The sequence below is a fragment of the Cohnella sp. genome (genome assembly GCF_041641335.1).
Lineage (GTDB): Bacteria > Bacillota > Bacilli > Paenibacillales > Paenibacillaceae > Cohnella.
In genome coordinates this window covers 1-18,483 of sequence record NZ_JBEPYQ010000122.1, presented here as the reverse complement: position 1 = coordinate 18,483, position 18,483 = coordinate 1, and the positions used below count along the sequence as shown (strand labels likewise).

Annotated in this window: 19 protein-coding genes; 7 read left to right on the top strand and 12 right to left on the bottom strand. The window is 59.0% G+C overall.

The features are described 5' to 3' along the window. Positions 1-149 precede the first annotated feature (149 nt). Together ACESLM_RS27590 and ACESLM_RS27585 are read left to right on the top strand one after the other, a co-directional pair. Positions 150-335 carry a hypothetical protein gene (locus ACESLM_RS27590; protein WP_372637126.1) on the top strand — a complete coding sequence of 62 codons (186 nt, stop codon included), beginning with the start codon at positions 150-152 and terminating at the stop codon, positions 333-335. A gap of 73 nt (positions 336-408) precedes the next feature. After that, entirely contained in the window at positions 409-1,275 is an 867-nt protein-coding gene (locus tag ACESLM_RS27585; protein ID WP_372637124.1) for a VOC family protein, read from the top strand. A gap of 186 nt (positions 1,276-1,461) precedes the next feature. On the opposite strand, the gene ACESLM_RS27580 is transcribed toward ACESLM_RS27585, so the two are convergent. Next, positions 1,462-2,235 (bottom strand): hypothetical protein, encoded by a 774-nt coding sequence (locus tag ACESLM_RS27580; protein ID WP_372637121.1) that lies wholly within the window; start codon positions 2,233-2,235, stop codon positions 1,462-1,464. A 332-nt stretch (positions 2,236-2,567) separates the two neighbouring features. On the opposite strand from ACESLM_RS27580, the gene ACESLM_RS27575 reads away from it, so the two are divergent. The 3 genes from ACESLM_RS27575 to ACESLM_RS27565 are packed head-to-tail and all read left to right on the top strand — an operon-like array spanning position 2,568 to position 5,016. Continuing rightward, the gene (locus tag ACESLM_RS27575; RefSeq protein WP_372637119.1) at positions 2,568-3,284 is read left to right on the top strand and encodes an ABC transporter ATP-binding protein; all 717 of its coding nucleotides are present in this window, start codon (positions 2,568-2,570) and stop codon (positions 3,282-3,284) included. Then, complete coding sequence (locus ACESLM_RS27570) at positions 3,271-4,605, top strand: ABC transporter permease (RefSeq protein ID WP_372637116.1); 1,335 nt, start codon at positions 3,271-3,273, stop codon at positions 4,603-4,605. Before ACESLM_RS27575 ends, ACESLM_RS27570 begins: the two co-directional genes overlap by 14 nt. 9 nt (positions 4,606-4,614) lie before the next feature. After that, positions 4,615-5,016 carry a hypothetical protein gene (locus ACESLM_RS27565; protein WP_372637114.1) on the top strand — a complete coding sequence of 134 codons (402 nt, stop codon included), beginning with the start codon at positions 4,615-4,617 and terminating at the stop codon, positions 5,014-5,016. Here ACESLM_RS27565 and ACESLM_RS27560 read toward each other — a convergent pair. From ACESLM_RS27560 to ACESLM_RS27535, 6 genes are all read right to left on the bottom strand, one after another. After that, entirely contained in the window at positions 5,013-5,645 is a 633-nt protein-coding gene (locus ACESLM_RS27560; protein ID WP_372637111.1) for a BsuPI-related putative proteinase inhibitor, read from the bottom strand. The genes ACESLM_RS27565 and ACESLM_RS27560 overlap by 4 nt on opposite strands. A gap of 319 nt (positions 5,646-5,964) precedes the next feature. Continuing rightward, positions 5,965-7,218 (bottom strand): MFS transporter, encoded by a 1,254-nt coding sequence (locus ACESLM_RS27555; protein WP_372637109.1) that lies wholly within the window; start codon positions 7,216-7,218, stop codon positions 5,965-5,967. 173 nt (positions 7,219-7,391) lie between these two features. After that, positions 7,392-9,620 carry a carboxypeptidase regulatory-like domain-containing protein gene (locus ACESLM_RS27550; protein ID WP_372637129.1) on the bottom strand — a complete coding sequence of 743 codons (2,229 nt, stop codon included), beginning with the start codon at positions 9,618-9,620 and terminating at the stop codon, positions 7,392-7,394. Next, a complete protein-coding gene (locus ACESLM_RS27545; RefSeq protein WP_372637107.1) occupies positions 9,604-9,927 on the bottom strand; it encodes a hypothetical protein in 324 nt (107 codons plus the stop codon). The genes ACESLM_RS27550 and ACESLM_RS27545 overlap by 17 nt, the downstream gene beginning before the upstream one ends. Then, positions 9,920-10,465 carry a sigma-70 family RNA polymerase sigma factor gene (locus tag ACESLM_RS27540; RefSeq protein WP_372637104.1) on the bottom strand — a complete coding sequence of 182 codons (546 nt, stop codon included), beginning with the start codon at positions 10,463-10,465 and terminating at the stop codon, positions 9,920-9,922. The genes ACESLM_RS27545 and ACESLM_RS27540 overlap by 8 nt, the downstream gene beginning before the upstream one ends. 126 nt (positions 10,466-10,591) lie before the next feature. Next, positions 10,592-11,023 (bottom strand): Lrp/AsnC family transcriptional regulator, encoded by a 432-nt coding sequence (locus tag ACESLM_RS27535; RefSeq protein WP_372637101.1) that lies wholly within the window; start codon positions 11,021-11,023, stop codon positions 10,592-10,594. A 128-nt stretch (positions 11,024-11,151) separates the two neighbouring features. On the opposite strand from ACESLM_RS27535, the gene ACESLM_RS27530 reads away from it, so the two are divergent. Together ACESLM_RS27530 and ACESLM_RS27525 are read left to right on the top strand one after the other, a co-directional pair. Next, entirely contained in the window at positions 11,152-11,709 is a 558-nt protein-coding gene (locus tag ACESLM_RS27530) for an MBL fold metallo-hydrolase (protein ID WP_372637098.1), read from the top strand. 12 nt (positions 11,710-11,721) lie between these two features. Beyond that, a complete protein-coding gene (locus tag ACESLM_RS27525; RefSeq protein ID WP_372637096.1) occupies positions 11,722-11,901 on the top strand; it encodes a hypothetical protein in 180 nt (59 codons plus the stop codon). Positions 11,902-11,959: 58 nt separating this feature from the next. On the opposite strand, the gene ACESLM_RS27520 is transcribed toward ACESLM_RS27525, so the two are convergent. The 5 genes from ACESLM_RS27520 to ACESLM_RS27500 all read right to left on the bottom strand — a co-directional run bounded on the left by ACESLM_RS27520 (position 11,960) and on the right by ACESLM_RS27500 (position 18,241). Next, positions 11,960-13,678: an S-layer homology domain-containing protein gene (locus tag ACESLM_RS27520; RefSeq protein ID WP_372637092.1), complete on the bottom strand. Its 1,719-nt coding sequence runs from the start codon at positions 13,676-13,678 to the stop codon at positions 11,960-11,962. Positions 13,679-13,683: 5 nt separating this feature from the next. Then, positions 13,684-14,436, bottom strand: a complete 753-nt coding sequence (locus ACESLM_RS27515) for a stalk domain-containing protein (protein WP_372637089.1) — start codon at positions 14,434-14,436, stop codon at positions 13,684-13,686. A 133-nt stretch (positions 14,437-14,569) separates the two neighbouring features. Next, positions 14,570-16,621: a LuxR C-terminal-related transcriptional regulator gene (locus tag ACESLM_RS27510; RefSeq protein WP_372637086.1), complete on the bottom strand. Its 2,052-nt coding sequence runs from the start codon at positions 16,619-16,621 to the stop codon at positions 14,570-14,572. Positions 16,622-16,721: 100 nt separating this feature from the next. Next, entirely contained in the window at positions 16,722-17,402 is a 681-nt protein-coding gene (locus tag ACESLM_RS27505; RefSeq protein ID WP_372637083.1) for a queuosine precursor transporter, read from the bottom strand. A 146-nt stretch (positions 17,403-17,548) separates the two neighbouring features. Beyond that, positions 17,549-18,241 carry an MFS transporter gene (locus tag ACESLM_RS27500; RefSeq protein ID WP_372637080.1) on the bottom strand — a complete coding sequence of 231 codons (693 nt, stop codon included), beginning with the start codon at positions 18,239-18,241 and terminating at the stop codon, positions 17,549-17,551. Between the last annotated feature and the right edge of the window lie 242 nt (positions 18,242-18,483).

Genomic DNA, 18,483 nt, shown 5'->3' with positions numbered 1-18,483 from the left:
GAGCACGTTCTGACGCTGCATTGTCCCGCCGGCCCGGATTGGGACAACCGCAAATACGTCACGTATCAGGAAAGCGTCAATGATGCTATAATGAATAAAAACCCGTATCTCGTCTTCTTGGTCAAAATGGTTTTGGGAGGTTTGCTGGCATGAACGTCTACGTATCCAAAAACGGCAAAGTCAGCTTGGCCGTCGGAGAACAACCGAAGGACGCGCTCTTGTTCGCCCCTGCGAAGAAATCGTCGACGCAGCTCGTGCAAGAAGATCTGTCCGCGTGGAAAATAAGCAACTCCTTGATTCAGGAGCGGTTCACCCAGGCGACGCAAAGACAATAATCAAACCATTCTGAACGACTGCCCGCAGGCCTCGCATGCCTGTCGGGCAGTTTTTTACGGAGGTATGACGAACATGGCCCGTTCTATTCACCCCGATACCGCGCTTGGCCGGCTTCAGCTCAGAGTCAGCGATCTCGACCGCTCCATCCGCTTCTACACGGAGATCGTCGGCTTCCGCCTGCTCGGCCGCGCCGGGATCAGCGCTTCGCTGACGGTCGACGACCGCGCCGAATTTCTCGTTCTGGAACAGATTACGAACGCCGTCGTTACGCCGGAGAGATCGGCGGCCGGACTGTACCACTTCGCGATTCTCGTGCCGACTCGGGAGCAGCTCGGACTGTCGCTCCGACGGCTGGTCGAATCCGGCATCCCGATCGGACAGGGCGATCATCTGGTCAGCGAAGCGCTGTACATCTCCGATCCCGACAACAACGGCATCGAAATCTACTGCGACCGTCCGCGTTCTCAGTGGCGAAAGGACGCCGACGGCAATTACGTGATGGCTACCGATCCGGTCGACATCCGCGGGTTGCTGGAACTGGCGGGAGACAAGCCGTGGAACGGGCTTCCGGAGGGCACGACGCTGGGCCACATCCATCTGCACGTGAGCGATCTCGCCGCGTCGCGCGCTTTCTATTGCGACGTCATCGGCTTCGATGTCGTCGCCGATCTCTCCCGGACGATGCGCGCCTGCTTCATCTCCGCCGGCGGCTATCACCACCATATCGGCATCAATGTGTGGGCCGGCGTCGGCGCTCCCCTGGCCCCGGCGCACGCAACAGGTCTGACCTATTACACGATTGTCGTTCCCGAAGCCGCGGAGCTGGAGCGCATCGCCGCCGACCTGGAACGCGCCGGCTTCCAAGCGGAGAGGAAAGACGGCTTCGTGCGTACGCAGGACCCTTCCGGCATCGAGGTTCGCTTGACCGTAGGCGGTTGACGATTATCGATCGATTCATGGTAATGGGCATCTATCTCCTTCCGATGCTATACGATCCTGAAATGGGAAAAACGGTAAACCCGTCAAAAGGTGATTTCAGGACCGTATGAGGCAGTCTCCAGGAGATAGATACCCACTTTTTTCATCAATAATCTTGTACGTACCTACTTATGGGACAGCCCCGTCTTATTCCGCCGAGCTGTCGGCAGCCGCGTTCGGCTTGGCCGGTTTCCCGGCGCCGTGTCCGCGCTCCCCGCCGCCGTGCCGGAAGCCGCCGTTAACGATCCGCTCCGCCTTCTCGCCCGCTTCCGCCCGCTTCTTGTCCGCCTGCGCCTGCGTGATCTCGCCAGCTTGCAGCGCTTCGGCAACGCTCTTCTCGATCGCCGCCTTCTGCGCGTCGACGAGCTTCTGAACGTCCACGCCTTTGTCCGCGGCGACTTCAGCGATCGTCTTGCTCTCCTTAAGCTGCGCCTTCAATTCGTCCGCGGTCAGCCCCAGCGTTTCCGCGATCGCGGTCAAATCCGCTGCTGCGATCCGATCGGCGCCTTTGCCCGGATGGTGCCCGCCAGTTCCCGGCCGAGCGTCGATCAAGGCGTCCAGCCCGTCCGCGAACTTCTGCTTCCGCTCCTCCAGCTTCTTGTCGTACGCCTCGGTCAATGCGGCTTTCAAGCTCTCCCTGCTCACTCCTTGCTCTTCCGCGATCTGCGCCAGCGTCGAGCCTGCTTTTAATTTCTCCCGGTAAGTCTCCTTGTCCAGTTTGAGCAGCTCCAGCACTTCCTCGCCGACCGCGCCTTTCCCGGACAACTCCGCTCCGAAGCCTCTGTGGCTCTTTTCTGTTGGCGCTGTCTTCGCCCCACCAGACGCGGACGTATCGCCCGATACCGTCGCCGCGTAAGCGGAGAACGGGATCATGACCGCCAGAGCGGCCGTAATGCCAAGCGTCTTAACCGACTTTCTCATCTGTGGTCCTCCTTAACAGGAAATTTGGTCTTGCCTCGTCCAGTATTGCCTCCAATCCTGAGCGAGGGCTGAAACCAACCTTAGGAGAACCTTAGCAGGGGCTGAAAGTTCGTTGAACGGCCGTCGGCCAATCTTAAGATTTTCTTTAGGTGTTGTTACCGAATCATTAAGATTACGCCTATACAATCATGTATATAGGTTGCAACGACTAGATAAGCGGAACCACACATACGTCGAAGAACGGACCCAATGAAACGAAGAAAGGGGATGCAATAGCTTCCTGTACACGGGTTCAACCTATATAGACAGAGATAGGAGCGGAGGAACAACGCATGATAGAAATGATCCAAGTCAGCCACCGGTTCGTCATCGGCAAGAAAGGCCGGGAACGGGTCGTGCCCGTGCTGCACGATATCGACTTGCACGTCGAAAAAGGAGAAATCGTCGCGATCGTCGGACGAAGCGGATCCGGCAAATCCACGCTGCTGAACTTAATGTCCGGTTACATTCACCCGACGTCGGGGACAATCCGCGTGGCGGGGCAGGCCGTGACCGGACTAAGCGAAGGGGATTGGGCCAGCTTCCGGCTCGCCCATCTGGGCTTCATGTTCCAGAGCTTCCAGCTCATCCCGAGCATGACCGCGTTCGAGAACGCCGAGCTGCCGCTCGTGCTTAAGGGAGTCGACGTAGCGGAACGCAAAAAACGCGTCATGGCGCTGCTTCATCAAGTCGGCGTCGCCGAATACGCCGGCCATTATCCCGGAGAGCTGTCGGGCGGCCAGCAGCAGCGCGTGTCCGTTGCCAGGGCGCTCATGCTCAATCCGCCGATCGTGCTCGCAGACGAGCCTACCGGAAGCCTCGACAGCGACAACGAACGGCAGCTGCTGGCTCTCATCCGGGAGCTTAACCGGGAGCTCGGCATTACGTTCGTCCTCATCACTCACGACGAACAGGTCGCCGCCACGGCCCATCGCACCATCGCGCTGAAGGACGGCTACTTGTTGAATGCTCCGCGGAAGGGAGAAGCCCATTCTTATGAAATTCAATGACCAGGTCCGGTTCGTCCGGCAAAATATGAAGAAAAACAAAACGCGCCTGTTCATGACCGTGCTCGCGACGGCAATGGGCTGCGCCTTCCTGATCGTGCTCGCTTCGGTCGGGTTCGGCTTGCAGAAGAGCATCGTCGACAAGGTCGTCGGAGACCGGCTCGTCACCGCCATCGACATCTACGGCATTGCTTCGAAAGACGGCGTGGACCGCCAGATCGACGAGAAGGGCATCGCGTACCTGCGTTCCGTCGATCGCGTCAAAGCGGTCACGTATCGGAACAACGTCCGGCAGACGATTCGTTCTACCGTCGACGGGGTAGCCTTAACCCCCGGAAAAGTCATCAACGTCGACTTCGCAGCCGAGACCGCGGCGGGCTTCGGACTCAGCTCGGGACGTCTCCCGCAAGCGGATGACGAAGTCGTCGTCGGGTATTATTCGCGGATGCCCGCCGAAGGCTTCAAGCCGGGCGACGAGCCTCCCTCCGCCGAGGAGTGGCTCGGCAAGACGATGAGCATGGAAGCTTCCCAGTTCGAGACGGACGGAACCGAGCGGAAGAAGTCGTTCTCCGTCAAGATCGTCGGCATTGCCGCCAAGCCTTCGCGCGAATGGCAGCTCGATAATTCGACATACGTCGGCAACGCGGCGATGGGGAACATCGAGAGCTTCACCGGCACGCAATGGGGCGAGCAGCGCATCGCGCCGGACAAGGAAAATCCCGAAGGCTACGAGCCGCCGGGACTGCAGGATCCGCGCCAGTATAGCGAGATTCAGGTTATTGCGGACGGTGCCCGGCATGTGAAGGCAATCGTGGAGCAAATTCGCGAGCAAGGCTACTTCGTCCACTCCATCGCGGACGAGCTCGATCAGATCAATCTCGTGTTCCTCATCATGAAGATCGGTCTCGTATTCGTCGGCACGATCGCCGTGCTGATCGCCTCCATTGGCATCTACAATACGATGACGATGGCCGTCACCGAACGCGCGCAGGATATCGGCATCATGAAGGCGATCGGCGCCCATCCGTCGGCCATCCGGCGAATCTTCCTGCTGGAGAGCGCCATGATCGGCTTGCTCGGGGCGATCATCGGCACGGCCGTCGCGTATGTAGTCTCGATGGCCGTGAACGCCGGTCTCCCGCTCATTATCGAAGGCTTCATGGACGAGAAGGTGCCGCAAGATTTCCGCTTCTCCTTCATTCCGGGTTATCTGGCCGCGCTGTCGAGCCTGATCTCGCTTGCCGTCGCCCTGCTGTCCGGCTCTCGTCCGGCTCGCAGAGCTACGCGGATCGACGTGCTGCGGGCGCTCAGAAGGGATCTGTGACGAACCGCCATGAGATTGCTTAGACGCCTGATGCTCGTCTATCTGTCGATCGGAGCCCTGCTCGTCCTGTTCATTCTATGGGGAATCAAATGGATGGAACCTTTCGGACCGCTGAGAATCACGGTCGTGAACGAGACGAGCGCCGATCTCGTCGCAGTCGAAACCCGCGCCGTCTCCAGCTCCGGCAGCTCGAAGCACTTCTACCGGCAGCGCATCGAAGCCGGACAGAGCGCCAAGATCAGGCCCGAGCTCAGCCTGACCGGAGAAGGCGGCGTCTACCAGAAGTTCGTCTTCGACGGCGGTGAACCGAAGGAAGCCGTCGTCTGCGGGTATACGGAGAGCCTATCCGGCACGGCCACGGTTACGCTTCGGGCGGACGGCCGGATAGAAGTGGAGCAGAGCTGCAGTTAGCTCTGCTCCTTCTTGATCGTCACGTCCGTCTCGGCCTCCAACTGTCCGGGAGCGAGAAGCTGTCCTCCCGGCAGATCTACTGCAGCGCGAACGATCAGCCGCACCGTATAGTCCCCGTCCGGAACCGGCGCTCCGGAGTTGTCCGCAAGGTTCCACTCTTCCTCGAACTCGATCGCCTCGTTCCGCTCCAGCTTCTTCTCGATCAGCGCTTGCGTAAAGCTTTTATCGAGCGCCCATCTGAACACCTCGTCATGCCGCCCGTCGTACACGGCGAAGTCGTATTGCATGCCGGAGCCGAACGTCAGCTCAAGCTCGCGGCCGGATACGTTCGTCACCGAGAAAACGAGCTTGACGCTCTCTGTCCCCGCTTTCGCTTCCAGCTTCGTATGCAACAGATCCTTGACGTACATCGGATGCTTCTTGGCGGTCGGCGGCAACGTCCTCTCTCCCTGCTTGCCGATCCGCGCCCCCTCGGAGGCCTCCACGGCGCGGTTTAGGGAAGCTTCCGCCGCAATCGCCGGAGCGGCTTCTCCGCCGCCGGACGGTTCGTCGGCCTTCTTCACGACGCAGCTTCCGATGAGCAGCAGCGCGGCGAAGGAGACCGTCAGCCAAGCCATTCTTGTTTTCATCGCAGATCCCCCTTATCCTGTACGGAAAAACTTTCCTGTATTGTAGTGACGATAGCAGTGCTCTCTATGTTGCATTAGGCCGCTCCCGCAATCCCCTGATCCGTTTTCGACATATTCTATGACAACGCCGATCGGCCGTCTACGGCTCCCGGACAAGTCCATCTCATAGTGTCATAAATCCTGATTATGTATCAGGTCGGACCCCATCTTCAGATAGCTCGTGGAACGGGCATATTGGGCAAGCCTGCTGAACGAAGGGTAAAAAAAACCGCCCCCGCGATGCGGAGACGGCTTCTCTTCCATGAGTAACGGTTTATTTTTATCCGGACGCCGCTCCCGCGCTTCTCTTCGGGCGATCCGAAGGCAGCAGCAGGGCAAACAGGCCGACAAGCGGGAAAAAGCTGATCGCGAACATGACGTCGTTAATGCCGAACGTGTCGATTGCTTGGCCGAGAGCGACTCCGCCGATCGCGCCCATCCCGAAGGCAAGCCCTGTCGTCAGTCCCGATGCCATGCCTACGTTCGCCGGCATGAGGAACTGCGCGTAGACGACGCTGACTGAGAAGCCCGACAGGATGACGAAGCCGAGCACCGCGATGAGCGGGTACACCCAGACCAGCGGCAAATGCGGCAGCAGAAGCGCAAGCGGGGCCGCCCCCGCGATGGAGAATACGATCATGTTCTTCAGGCCGAACTTGTCCGCCAGCACGCCTCCGAAGAACGTGCCGAGCACGCCCGCGGCCAGAAACAGGAACACGGGAATTTGCGCCTGCTGCGTCGTCAGCCCGTAATCGAACTTCAAGTAAAATTGATAAAAGCTGCCGATGCCCGAATGATACCAGGAGCGCGCGAACACGAGGAAGACGAGCATGCCCATCGCGAACTTGACCCGCGGATGGCTCGCCTTCTCGGTCACGGTCGATCCGGATGCGCGGGCCGCCGCCGTGGCCGCCCGCTGACGTTCCCATTCGCCGAGCTTACGCTTGTACCAGGGAAGCAGGCCGAGCAGCACCGCGATCCCGAAGCCGGCAAACAGCGTCCCCCACATCGCGCCAATCTGGCCCAAGTGAACGAAGATGAGTGCGGTCATCAGCGGTCCGAGCGTGCTCCCCGCGTTGCCTCCGACCTGGTAGACGGACTGGGCGAAGCCTCTCCGCCCTCCCGCCGCGAAATAAACGACGCGCGACCCTTCCGGGTGGAAGATGGCCGAGCCGAGCCCGATGAACACGACCGCAAACAGCAGCACCCAGAATTGCGGCGCCAGCGCCAGCCCGACCATGCCGATCAGGCTGAGCCCCATGCCGATCGGCAGCATGTTCGGCAGCGTCCTCTTGTCCGAATACGCGCCGACGACGGGCTGCATGACCGATGAGGTCATATTGAGCATGAATCCGATCCACCCGAGCTGCACCATCGACAGGTTTAGCGATTCCTGCAGGATCGGATACAAAGCCGGAACGACCGCCTGCATCGAATCGTTCAGCATATGGACAAGGCTGATGGCCAGCAGAACGGGCAAAACCGTCTTCGTTCCCGGGTTCGCCGCCCCTTTAACTCCCGCGACTGTAGCCAAAACTCTTCCCTCCGATGGCGTTGTAACCTTATGAATTATACCAGTGTAGAATCGGGGTGCGGGGAAGTCAAGACAAGCAATCGCGAGCTTGACGGCAAAAACGCCCGCTTAGGGCGGGCGTTTTCTCTCAGGGAGCCGAATACGAGTTTTTTGCCCGACTCTCGGGATTCGTATCAATCGACTTTGCGCAATGCGGCTATAAAAGCCCGGAGAGCCGGCTTCCCGGCAGCGTCCGCCGTCTGCCAATCCCCGTCGAAGCTGGCTTCCAGCGCACGCTTGAGCAGTTCCCGGTAGTCGTCCGGATTCTCTTCGCTCTCCGCCGACAAAGTCTCGACCAGCTTCCTCCAATCGGGCGGTCCGCTCTCGTAAGGCCCTCTCTCCGGATACGCCGCCGCCAGCTCGGCGACCTTCCCGAACGATGCTCCGGCATAAAGCTCAGCCGCCAAATAGCGGCCGACGAAGCGATGCGATCGATCGCGCTCCAACGCTTCGCGGAACTGGACGATCGCTTCGTCCATTCTTCTCTGCTTCATCAGGAAGGTCGCATACAGGGATTGAGTGTAACCGTCCGTCTCCCCTCCACCCGCCGCCAAATACCGCTCGTAATACGCCTCGGCCTTGATCCATTCGTTGCGTTTGTCGTAATGGTCGAACAGATTGAAGAGAACGTTCCGGTTGCCGGGAGCAAGCCGGAGCAGCGCCTCCAGATAAGGAATCGCCTGTGCTCGCAATTCGTCGGAACGGGCTAAGGAAGCCTTCGCGCTGTAGATGCGAGCAATCATATTCAGACTGTGGCGGTCGAGCGGATCTGCTTCGTGCGCCCGCTTATACTCGGCCAACGCCTCGTCCAGCCGGCCATCCAGCATGAGACGATCGGCGGCGGTCGCCGCCCGCTCCTTCAAATAGAAGAAAGGCAGAGCGCCTATCGTGTCCTCGTTCAATCGATAACCGTTGCTTCTGGTAATCAGCCTGCCGTCTTTATCGTACGCTTCCACGTACCACGAGTAACGAAGCTCCGGATTCGAGAAGCCGAGGAGGGAGGCGGAATCGAGCTCGTGCTTGCCGTCTACGTCCCGGAAGGAGTAGGAGGTCTCCGTCTCATATAGATCCTCGGCGAACAACTCGATCTCGCTCTGCGCGACTCCTTCCCGGATCGCCATGCTGGACGTTCCGCTCTCAATCGGAATCGTTCCGTACAGCGTATAGGTCGAAGCCCCTTCGACCGGCTCCCAGGAGAATTTCACCGTCGATCCTGTCAGCTCAGCCCCGTTTACCGGTTCCTGGATATCGATAAGGGGCCGCATCGTGACGTTCTCGGTCAACGCATCGCCGCTTCCGACCTTGATCCAATCGTCTTTCATCGTCGGCCACGTCCAGCCGTCGATCTGTTCGAACGGCAGTCCGAGGTACAGCTGATAGCTGCCCGGAACGACGTTGTTGAATTCATAACGTCCCTGGGCATCGGTAAAAATCTGGTACGGCTCGCCGTCCGCGATGCTGTGATAGACGTCGCTTTCTCGACGAAGGAACACCCCGACTCGCGCCAACGGCTGACCGTCGCTTCGCTTCACCGTGCCAGATACGGTCGCTCCAGTTCCGTCCAGCGCTTTCTCCAACTGCCGGCGCAGCAGCCGCAGCTCCTCCAGCTTAGCCGGAGTCAGCTCGCCCATCTCGGGAAACTTCTTTTTCTCCTCCGCTATCCGCTCCTCCAGCGCCTTCAACTCCCGGTCCACGGCTTGAAGGGCGGCATCCGCCTTGCCTTCCCCGACCAGAAGCTGCGCCTTGAGCTGGGCGACCTCACCGGAGAAATCGAGGTTGACGGACGGCGGTTCCGCTTCCAACCGTTCCACCAGCCGCATCGCCTCGCCCGAATCGCCCAGCCTTGCGTACAGCTTCGCGCGCTCCAGCGCCAGCTTCGTCCGCCAGTTCCCTCCGCGCTCCTCCGCCTTCTCCAGCACGGCCAGCGCCTCTGCGGAGAGACCCTCGCTCATGTAATATTCCGCCAACTGAGTCGCCGCGCTGTACCGAGAACTGTCCGCCGGCCCTTCCGATACGTATTCCAGCAAATAAGGCAGCTTCTCCTCCCAGCTCCAGACCCGGCTCTCTTCATGGCCTTGCCCGAAGGCGTACGTCGATCCGGGGCCGACGTACACGTCGAAGCTGCGCAGCGAGGTAGCGTCCACATAGGAGACCATATATTCGCGGATCAGCTCCAGTCTTTGGGTGGGAGCTGCTCGGTCGATGGCCGTCAGCATCGCTTTCTTGCCTCCGGGAGCCCCGGCTACGTAATCCTTGACCGCCGCCCGGACCTGAAGCTTCGGGATAACGACGAATTGCAGCACAGACAACGCCGTACCTAAGAGCAGGGCAGCGAGGACGAGATGCTTAACCTTGACCGTCACTTTCAATAGATGCCACCGCCCTCTCGTAATCGTCCTTCCAATACGTGTTGCCTCCGACTTCGATCAACTGCCTCGGATCCCCCGAAGCCGCGTCGCCGTCGTCTTCCGGGCTCCGCAGCTGGGAAGCCGCGACAACGGCCAGAATGACGGCAAAGCTCAGCCCAAGCGGCACGACCGGAATCTCGAGCTCCTTGTTCCACAGCCCCCGAAGTCGATCGCGCCAGGACCGGGGATGAGTCCGCCGCAATACGTCCTCCTGTCCGCCGAACCGCAGTCCGTCCAGCTCCTCCCGCAGCTTTTTATTCATAGACTCCCGCTCCATCTCCGTCCCCCTCCCCCAACAGCGACTTCAGCTTCGCCCTTCCTCTGGACAGCCGAGCTTTCACCGTATTCTCGTTGCCGTCCAACTGCTCCGCGATTTCCGCCACGCTTAATTCATTGAAATAATATAACGCGATGACTTCCCGGTACTTGTAATCCAGCGCATGGATCGCCTCGCTTAACCGCTCGCCGCGCCACTGCGCCAGCAGCAGCTCTTCCGGCCCCGGCACCTCTCCCTCGGCCAAGCTCTCTATGCGCTCGAACGGAAACAGACTTCTCCAGCTCCACGTCCGCATTCTCATCCGGCAGCGGTTCGCGACGATGCGCAGCAGCCAGCTTCGCAGCTTGTCGGGCTGCTTGAGCTGACCGATCTTGGCGTACGCCTGCGCGAACGTATCCATAACCGCCTCCTCCGCGGTCTGCCGATCCTTGACGAGCAAATACGCGGTGCGCATCAGCTCGTCGCCGTATTCGGCCATCAGCTCCCGCAGCGCGGATTCGTCCTTGGCGATCAATCTTCTCACGACATCCAGACCGGCTTCCCTCCCTACATGATTAAGATGCGTCCCTGAGCGTTCGGGTTGCATGGCGAAGGCCGAATAAAGCAAAAAAACCTCCGGATACGCTCCGGAGGGCCGCACGCCGCGCCTTTATCCTTTTAATTTGCCGATGGACAAGCTGAGCTTGTAATTGCCGTATTCGAGCAGCCGATCCAGAAACCGGTTCAAATCGTCGTGCCCCGCCGCTCTCGTCCGCAGCCAGTAACAGCCTTCCCCGCTGACCCGATGCACTTCCTCCACGTTCTCCTCGCCCGCCGCGAACGCCAGAAACTTCTCGTGCGCAGAGCCGGATTTCAAGAACACCGTCACGAACGCGGTCAGCGCAAGGCCGAGCTTCGTCCGATCGATGCGCGCAGCGTACCCTTCGATCACCCCGGCGTCCTCCAGCTTCCGAATCCGGGCGCCGACCGCCTGTCCGGTCATATGGACGAGCTCCCCGAGCTCCTTATGCGACAGCATGGCGTTCTCCGCCAAGCACCGCAAAATGCGCAAATCCGTCTCGTCTACCGCTAAGCCCGCCAATCGCGCCAACTCCTTTCATCGGGAAACCGTTCAGCCTTTTTTCGTTTCACGGGACCGTTCCCCGTTCCGCCAACCTCTTTCTATAATTGTAACAGACGCGGATTCCACGAAGATAGGGGAAATGAAAAATGAAGCTTCAACTGATTCGTCACGCCACGCTGCTGCTTGAATACGGCGGCTTGCGCATTCTCGTCGACCCGATGCTGAGCGATCAGGGTGCGAGCCCTCCGATTCCGGGCACCCCGAACGAGCGGCGCAACCCGACGGTCGGACTGCCGCTGCCGGCAAACGCTTTGGCGGAATCCGACCTCGTTCTGGTCACTCATCTGCACAAGGATCATTGGGACGATGCGGCGGCAGCCCTGCTGCAGAAAACGATGCCGATCCTGTGCCAGCCCGGGGACGAAGGGACCTTTAATGACGCTGGCTTTGTGGCGGCGCGACCGGTCGGAACGTCGACCGAGTTTCGGAATGTCGAAGTAAGCTTGACGGGAGGTCGTCACGGCACTGGGGAGATCGGCAAAGCGATGGGACGGGTGTCGGGATTCGTGCTGCGGGCGAAAGGAGAGCCGACGCTGTACCTGGCGGGGGATACGATCTACTGCGAGGAAGTCGAGCGGGCGCTTGACGGCTTCAAGCCGGAGGCCGTCGTCGTGAATGCAGGCGGCGCCCGTTTCCTTGCCTGAGACCCGATTACGATGACGCCCGAAGACGTGCTGAGCGTCTGCCGGAAGGCTCCGGACGCAACCGTCGTCGCGGTGCATATGGAGGCGATCAATCATTGCGTCGTGACGAGGGAGCACCTGCGCTCGGCGCTGGCCGCGACTCCCTATGCGGATCGCGTTCTCATCCCCGAAGACGGAGAAGCGATTCTATAAGCCTGAAGAAGCCGCTTCCCTCGTCGGGCAAGCGGCTTTCTTCACGCAATCGGTCGCGTTAATCTTGCGTTTTTCTGGCTTGCAGCATCTTCACGATCGCCGATGCCGCTTCGGCGCGCGTGGAGAGCGCCTGGGGCTCGAACTTGGCGGACAGCCCTCCGACGATGATGATCCCAGTTTCCTGCGCTTTGGAAACGGAAGGTTTCGCCCACGCCGGAATAGCGGCGTCGTCCGCGAATCCTGTTCGGCCCGGCGTCTCGTCTAGGGGGAAGCCGGAGGCGCGGATGACCATAGAAATCATCTCCGCGTGCGTAATGTTGGCGTTCGGCCGGAACGTATTGTCCGCATACCCTTTAATGATACCGCGTTTCACGGCCTCTGCGACCATAGGCCGCGCCCAATTGCCGATCTCATTTTTGTCGTTGAACGACAGCTCGCCTCCGTCTCCCTTCTGGTTCAATCCGCTTATCAGCATCTTGGCGAATTCGGCCCGGGTGACGTTCCCGTACGGCTGGAAGGTGCCGTCCGGATAGCCGGTCACGAAGCCGAGGGCGACCGCCTCCATGATTTCCGGCTTCGCCGGATGATCCGCAATATCGCTTAGCCTGATCTCCGGTTCGACCGGGCCCTGTTCCTCGGCCTGTGGCTTCGATACGGTGACGATAACCGAGGCCGCAAAGCCCCCTTCCTCCGTCTTCGCCGTGATCTTCGCCGTGCCCGGCGCGATAGCGGCAACCTGGCCGCTTGCGGAGACGCTGGCGACCTGCTCGTCGTCGCTGCTCCAGACAACCTTCCGATTCGTCGCATCGGACGGCAGCACCGTGGCAACGAGAGCGAAGGTCGCCCCTGGCTGCAGCGCCGCGGACTTGACGTTCAGCTCGACGCTGCTCACGGCTATGGCGGGCAGCGTCTTGCTTCCGTTGTTGAATTGCTCCCACACCGATTGGGGGATGACAAGGTCCGGGCGCTTGTCGATAATCGACGCTTTGTCGTTAACCGTCTGCACGGGCGCGACCCGATATTTATTCAGATCCACCACGAGCAAATCGGTAATCACCTTATTCGGATTGATCGGAGTCTTGGTTTTAACGGGAACATACACGATGCCGGGGTGCAGATCTTCCGGCAAGGAATACTTTTCGTCCATTTCCGCAGAGATGGAATACACGTAGATCGTATCTTTATTTTTATTTGTGTTCTTGTCCGTGAAGACGACAGGTCCGACGTAATCCGTCGTGTTCCCCACGGAGAACACTTGGGTGCCGTCGGGACCGTTCCGGGTAATCAGGTACCTGGATTCCATATTGGAATTGTCGTCCCAGGTCAGCAAAACCGTACCGTCATTGTTTGCCTTCGCCACGACGTTCGTCGGCCCGAGCGGCTGCAAGATTCGGTAGGGACCGATTCTTTTCTCGGAATACGTTTTCGAGCCGATTAGAGGATCAAATTCAGCTCCTACGCGAAAGATCGCGTTTGTAAGCTGCGAATCGAGCGGTAAGCGGAAGGTCGTGGGTCCGAAAAACCCGGCGATGTCCAGCGGCCTCCACGTCGCGCCGTTGTTCACGGAATAATCGTACACGGCGATCATCTGCGTAAATTTCGCCCTGTCCGTCACCAGCATAGTCTCATAAGAGACTCCGGCGATCAAATAATCCTTGTCCGTGAGGATATCGAAACGATGAATCGTTGCGGCGGACGCGTGCCCCGCCGGCCATCCCGCAGTTAGAGCCAGGCAGCAGAGAACGGCCGCAACCGATCGTTTGAAGAAGGCCGCCATTGCGCTCAGCGTCCTTCCGTCGCGGAAGACGACTCGCTATCGAAATAAGACGTATCCATGATTCTCGCATAGATATAAGGATTCAGGTTGTGGCTTTGCACGTGGATTTTGATTTTGTCCAGCCCCGTTACGTCGAAGATCATCCGTGCGGACGAATCCTCCAAGCTCGCCGTATGCGTTTCAAGTACGGTAAGCGCTGTGTTGCCGGCTTCCTCGCCTGCGTTATACAGCGTAAATTCCACGTCGTGCTCCCCGGGGCTGACGATAGCGGCATCCAGAACGAGCCGCTTGTACTTGCGGTCCAAAGTAAAGACAATGTCGCCATACTGGTCGATCTTCAGAACTTCCTTGTACGGCTTGCCGTTCACGAGCGTGTCCTTCGGATCTCTGGACGGAATCACGTAGATGTTGTCGATCTCCATCGGCACGGCGAATATCGGCGTCCGCCCTCCCGGTTGGCCTCCGATATAAATTTTTTGCGTGGCGGCGTCGAAGTTGACCGGCACTTTCAGGGCTTCGGCTACGGCGCGAACCGGCAAATAGTTAACCCCGTTGTAGTAAATCGCCGACATCGGTTTGCCGTTCGCGTCTTTGGGCTGCCACGCTTCGCCGTTCAGCACGAACGTCGCGCCCCGGTTAAAAAAGGCTTTGATCGGCTCCAGGTTGGCGGCCGCATACGCGGATCCGATAGAGCTGGACAATAGAGCGACGATAAAAAGCAGCAGCAGTAACGGCTTCTTCCTCCAAAGCTTCGTCATTATGGAACACGCCCTTCCTTAATCGCGATTTCTTACACAGCGATTTAAGGATAGCACTGCGCGGTTGCGGCGGATATTATCCGAAAGTCGTAAAAAAGGAGCAGAAGAAACAGGGCTGCGACTGTGACCGCGATCAATCGTTCGGCGATCTCCCTCCTCCGTATAGATGGAGCAACTGCGTGCGCTTCTTGACCTGAAGCTTGCCGTAAATGTTGGAGATATGTTTCTTCACCGTCGCTTCGCTCAGAAACAGTGCATGGGCAATTTCCAGATTAGAGCGTCCTTGGAGCAAAAGCTCGACGACCTCTCTTTCGCGTCGCGACAGCATAATGAATCGTTCGCTCCGGTCGTTCCGAAGCTGCGGAATACCGACCGAGGCAATCATTTTGTTCAAGTAATCCTGCAGCTTCTGACCTCTCGTATCCAGCACGAAATACGGCGCTGGCTTGCCGTCGCCGTAATCGAAAAAAGCGGCCTCCCCGACTCTCTCGAATCCGAGACCGCGGAAGATGGCATGAAAGAAAGGGATCTCCGGGGAAATCGTAACCGTCAAACCGGCGGACAGCATGTAGGGGATAAAGGTCATTCCGGCCGTGTGACACTGAACCGAGTCGGAATAATCGCTCACATCGATGAACATGACGAAATAACCGGCCGCTTGTTCGCGCGGGGTTCTGAGCCGTTCAATCTCATGCTTGGTCAGACTGTAGAAATAGGCGGAAGAAAGCGGATGGGCAAGCAGATACTCTAGCGTTCGTTCGTGAATCGGCACAACCGCCGACACTCCGCACAAGCGACCGCCAGCGTCCCGGAGCAGCTTGACGATGCCCGGATCCAACCGGTAGAGTTCCCGCAAGTCGACATGCCGATAAGCGTTGACGCTATCGGAGGCCTCGATGAAATATTCGAAATGCTCTCCGGACTCCGGATCCTGCCTGACGATGCGAACGTCGCCCGCCGAAGCAAGGCGGCGCTTCACATACTGTTCGGCTTCCGCCCAATTCCCGGAATGCAAGGACTCGGTGAAGCCGCGGTCGGGTTGTTGATAAAATAAGGTCCGAACCAGGCGGTCGCCGATGTAATACACCCAGTCCGTCCGTTCCCATGCGGCCGATTTTCCTGGAGGCGTTTTTTTCAGAGCGAGATAATAGAAGGTCACGCATCGCTTCCATAAACGGTCGTAGTAGTTCGGTGCCCGCTGGCGCAGCTCGTAACCGATGGCGTCGCGCAGCATGTCGTGCAGCATCCAACCGCTGCCTGTCTTGCGGACGAACGAGAACCCCGTCAATCGCAGGAATTGCTCCGTCTGCACCTGCCTCTCCAGAACGAAGCTCAGCAGCTCCTGATTAAAATGCCGCAAGACGGCGGCAGCCTCCACCAGTTCCCGAACGGCGGAATCGGGCACCTCCATCAACCAGGCGTTCGCCACTTGAGAGAATACGCTCTCGAATGCAGGGGAAGGCGGCGTCCGAAGAGATTGAACGAGCGTTGTCGACACTAACAGGGAGAGCGTCAAAGGATGGCCCCGCGTTCTGTCCCATGCCCGGTGTACAAGCTCCTCCCGCTCGATGCCCGAGCGACACAAGTATTGCTTCACATCCTCGTAACCAAAGTCTTCCAGCGGCATAGGGACGATTATCTGCCTCCACCCCGGCGAGACGAGCCACGGTCCCCGAAGCGGAATCCTTCCGGAAATGACGATCCGAATCTGCGGACTAAGCTGGGGGAAAAACTGTTCCCGCAGCCAATCCTCCAGTTCTCCGGCCTCCTCGAACGTATCCAGAGCAAGTACCCACGGGCCGTCTCCCGCAGTGTCGCGTATGGCTTCCAGGCACATCTCCTTCAACAGGAGCGCGTCCGTCCGGAGAGCGTCCAACCGATCTGTCGGATAGCGCAGAGAGCGCAGCAGCCTCTGACAGAAATCGGCGGGATCGACGGTCGGCGCGCGGCAGTCCATGAGCAGAAACCCGACTTGGGCAGCCTCGGACAGACGGCGAAATTCGTCGAGCAAATAGCTCTTTCCCACTCCGCCGGTACCGTAAACGTTAATCAGGCCTCCGGCAGTCGAGCCGTTCTCGAGACGTTCAAGAAACAGGCGGATTTCGCGATCCCGCCCCACCAGATACTGCCGCTCCAACCGGTCAATCTCTCCGGCAAGCCTACGCTCTCGAATGTCCTTCTCCATCGCGATCCGCTCACCTCGTCGCTTATCCGCTCTTGAGATTCGGCTATCGTGCTACTCCATTCCGATTTCGATTCCGAAGCCGGAAATCCTTTTTTTTCCCTTATGCTTCCTTTGTTCTAAAGCTGCGAGCCCAGTAGATGACCGGGGTCGAAGCGATCGCGATGATGAATTTGAGCACATAGGTCGTGATGACGATGTCCCACCAGATGCCCCAGGAATATTCCCCGGCGAACGCGATCGTGCAGAAGATGAGCGTATCGACCATCTGGCTGACGCCGATGCTGCCGTTAATGCGAATCCACAGCTGGTTGCGGGAAGGGAACTTCGCCCTTAGCTTGCTGAATATTTTCACGTCGAGAAGCTGGCTGACGAAGTAAGCGGCCAGACTGCCCAGCGCGATGCGCGGAGCCAGACCGAAGATCGTCTGCAGCGCAGGATCGCCGAAGTCGGTCTCCTGCGGCTGGAAGACCAGCGCCATCTGCATAATCGCCGTCGACATCAGAAGGAAGAAAAATCCGAACCATACCGCCTTCTTCGCCTCCTTCTCTCCGTATTTCTCGTTGATCAGGTCCGTCGTCAAATAAATCGTGCCGTACATCGTGTTGCCCAGCGTCATAACGAATCCGAACATGCCGATCGTCTTCACGACCTGAATGTTGGCCAGAATGACGGCGGCCGCGACCCAGGCGTACAGGCCGGTCTTGCCGAGCATCCGGTAACAGAGCAGGAACAGCGCGAAGTTGACCAGGACGAACAGAACGCCCCAACCGAAATTGAACATAGAAAACATCCTCCTAGTTTTGATAACGCGGGAGTTTTCGAACCGCGGCCCCATTCGCCGGAGCATGCGTCAAACGACTCATTATAGCACGAAAAAACCGGATGCAGGGCGGAATATTTCCCCTCCTGCATCCGGCTTTTAGTCGATTAGGCGGCTTTTTTCTCCGGCTGCCCGTCCTTGAGCGGCTTGACTTTGCCCACGAACAGGCTGAGCGGCAGCGCGGCCGCCGCGATGAAGGTGGCGACCAGGTAGACGTCGTTCACGCTCATCGTGAACGACATGGCCGAGATGAAGGCCTGATCGGTCTCCCCGGCCTGAACGAATGCCGCGCCATGGTGCGCGGACCTCGTGGCGAGCATCGTCGTGAAAATCGCGATGGCGAACGATCCGAACACGTTGCGGTTCCAGTTCATGATCGCGGAAGCATGGCCCGACAGCTCGCGCGGCAGCAGTTCCATGCCGGCGTTGCTGGACGGCATCATGACGAGCGCGATGCCCAGATTGCGGACGACCATCCAGAACAAAATATAGGCATGGGACACGTCGAGGCTCAGCCAGCTCAGCGTCACCGTTCCGACCGACAGCAGCACGATGCCGGCGAACATGAGCCAGCGCGGGCCGATCGAATTGTACAGCTTGCCGACGATCGGCATCACGAGCGCCATCGCCAGAGACGCCGGCAGCAGGATCAAGCCGGTATCCATCGCGGACACGTGCTGGATCCGCTGCAGGAAGACGGGCGTCAGGAACGTGCCGGAATACAGGCTGATCGTCAGAATGTTTGTAGCTGAACCTTTCTCCCAAATAACCCACGATCGGAGCCGTCGTGCCCATGGCAAGCATGAAGCCGGTCAACGTCCAAGTGCGGTGTCCAAACTCGTCTGAAAATGATCCTTCAGAATTTCCAAAGCGATATTGATCGTGCTGGAGGCCAGTATGCACAGAAAGGACCCTGTCAATTACCCCCACTTAACTTCGTTTGAAGCGGGGGCTTGTGACTGCCCAATCGTGCAATCGTCTTACGACTCCGATCTCTTGGCGTTCGCATGCGAACGTGGCGTCACATCTGCAGCAAGCCTTT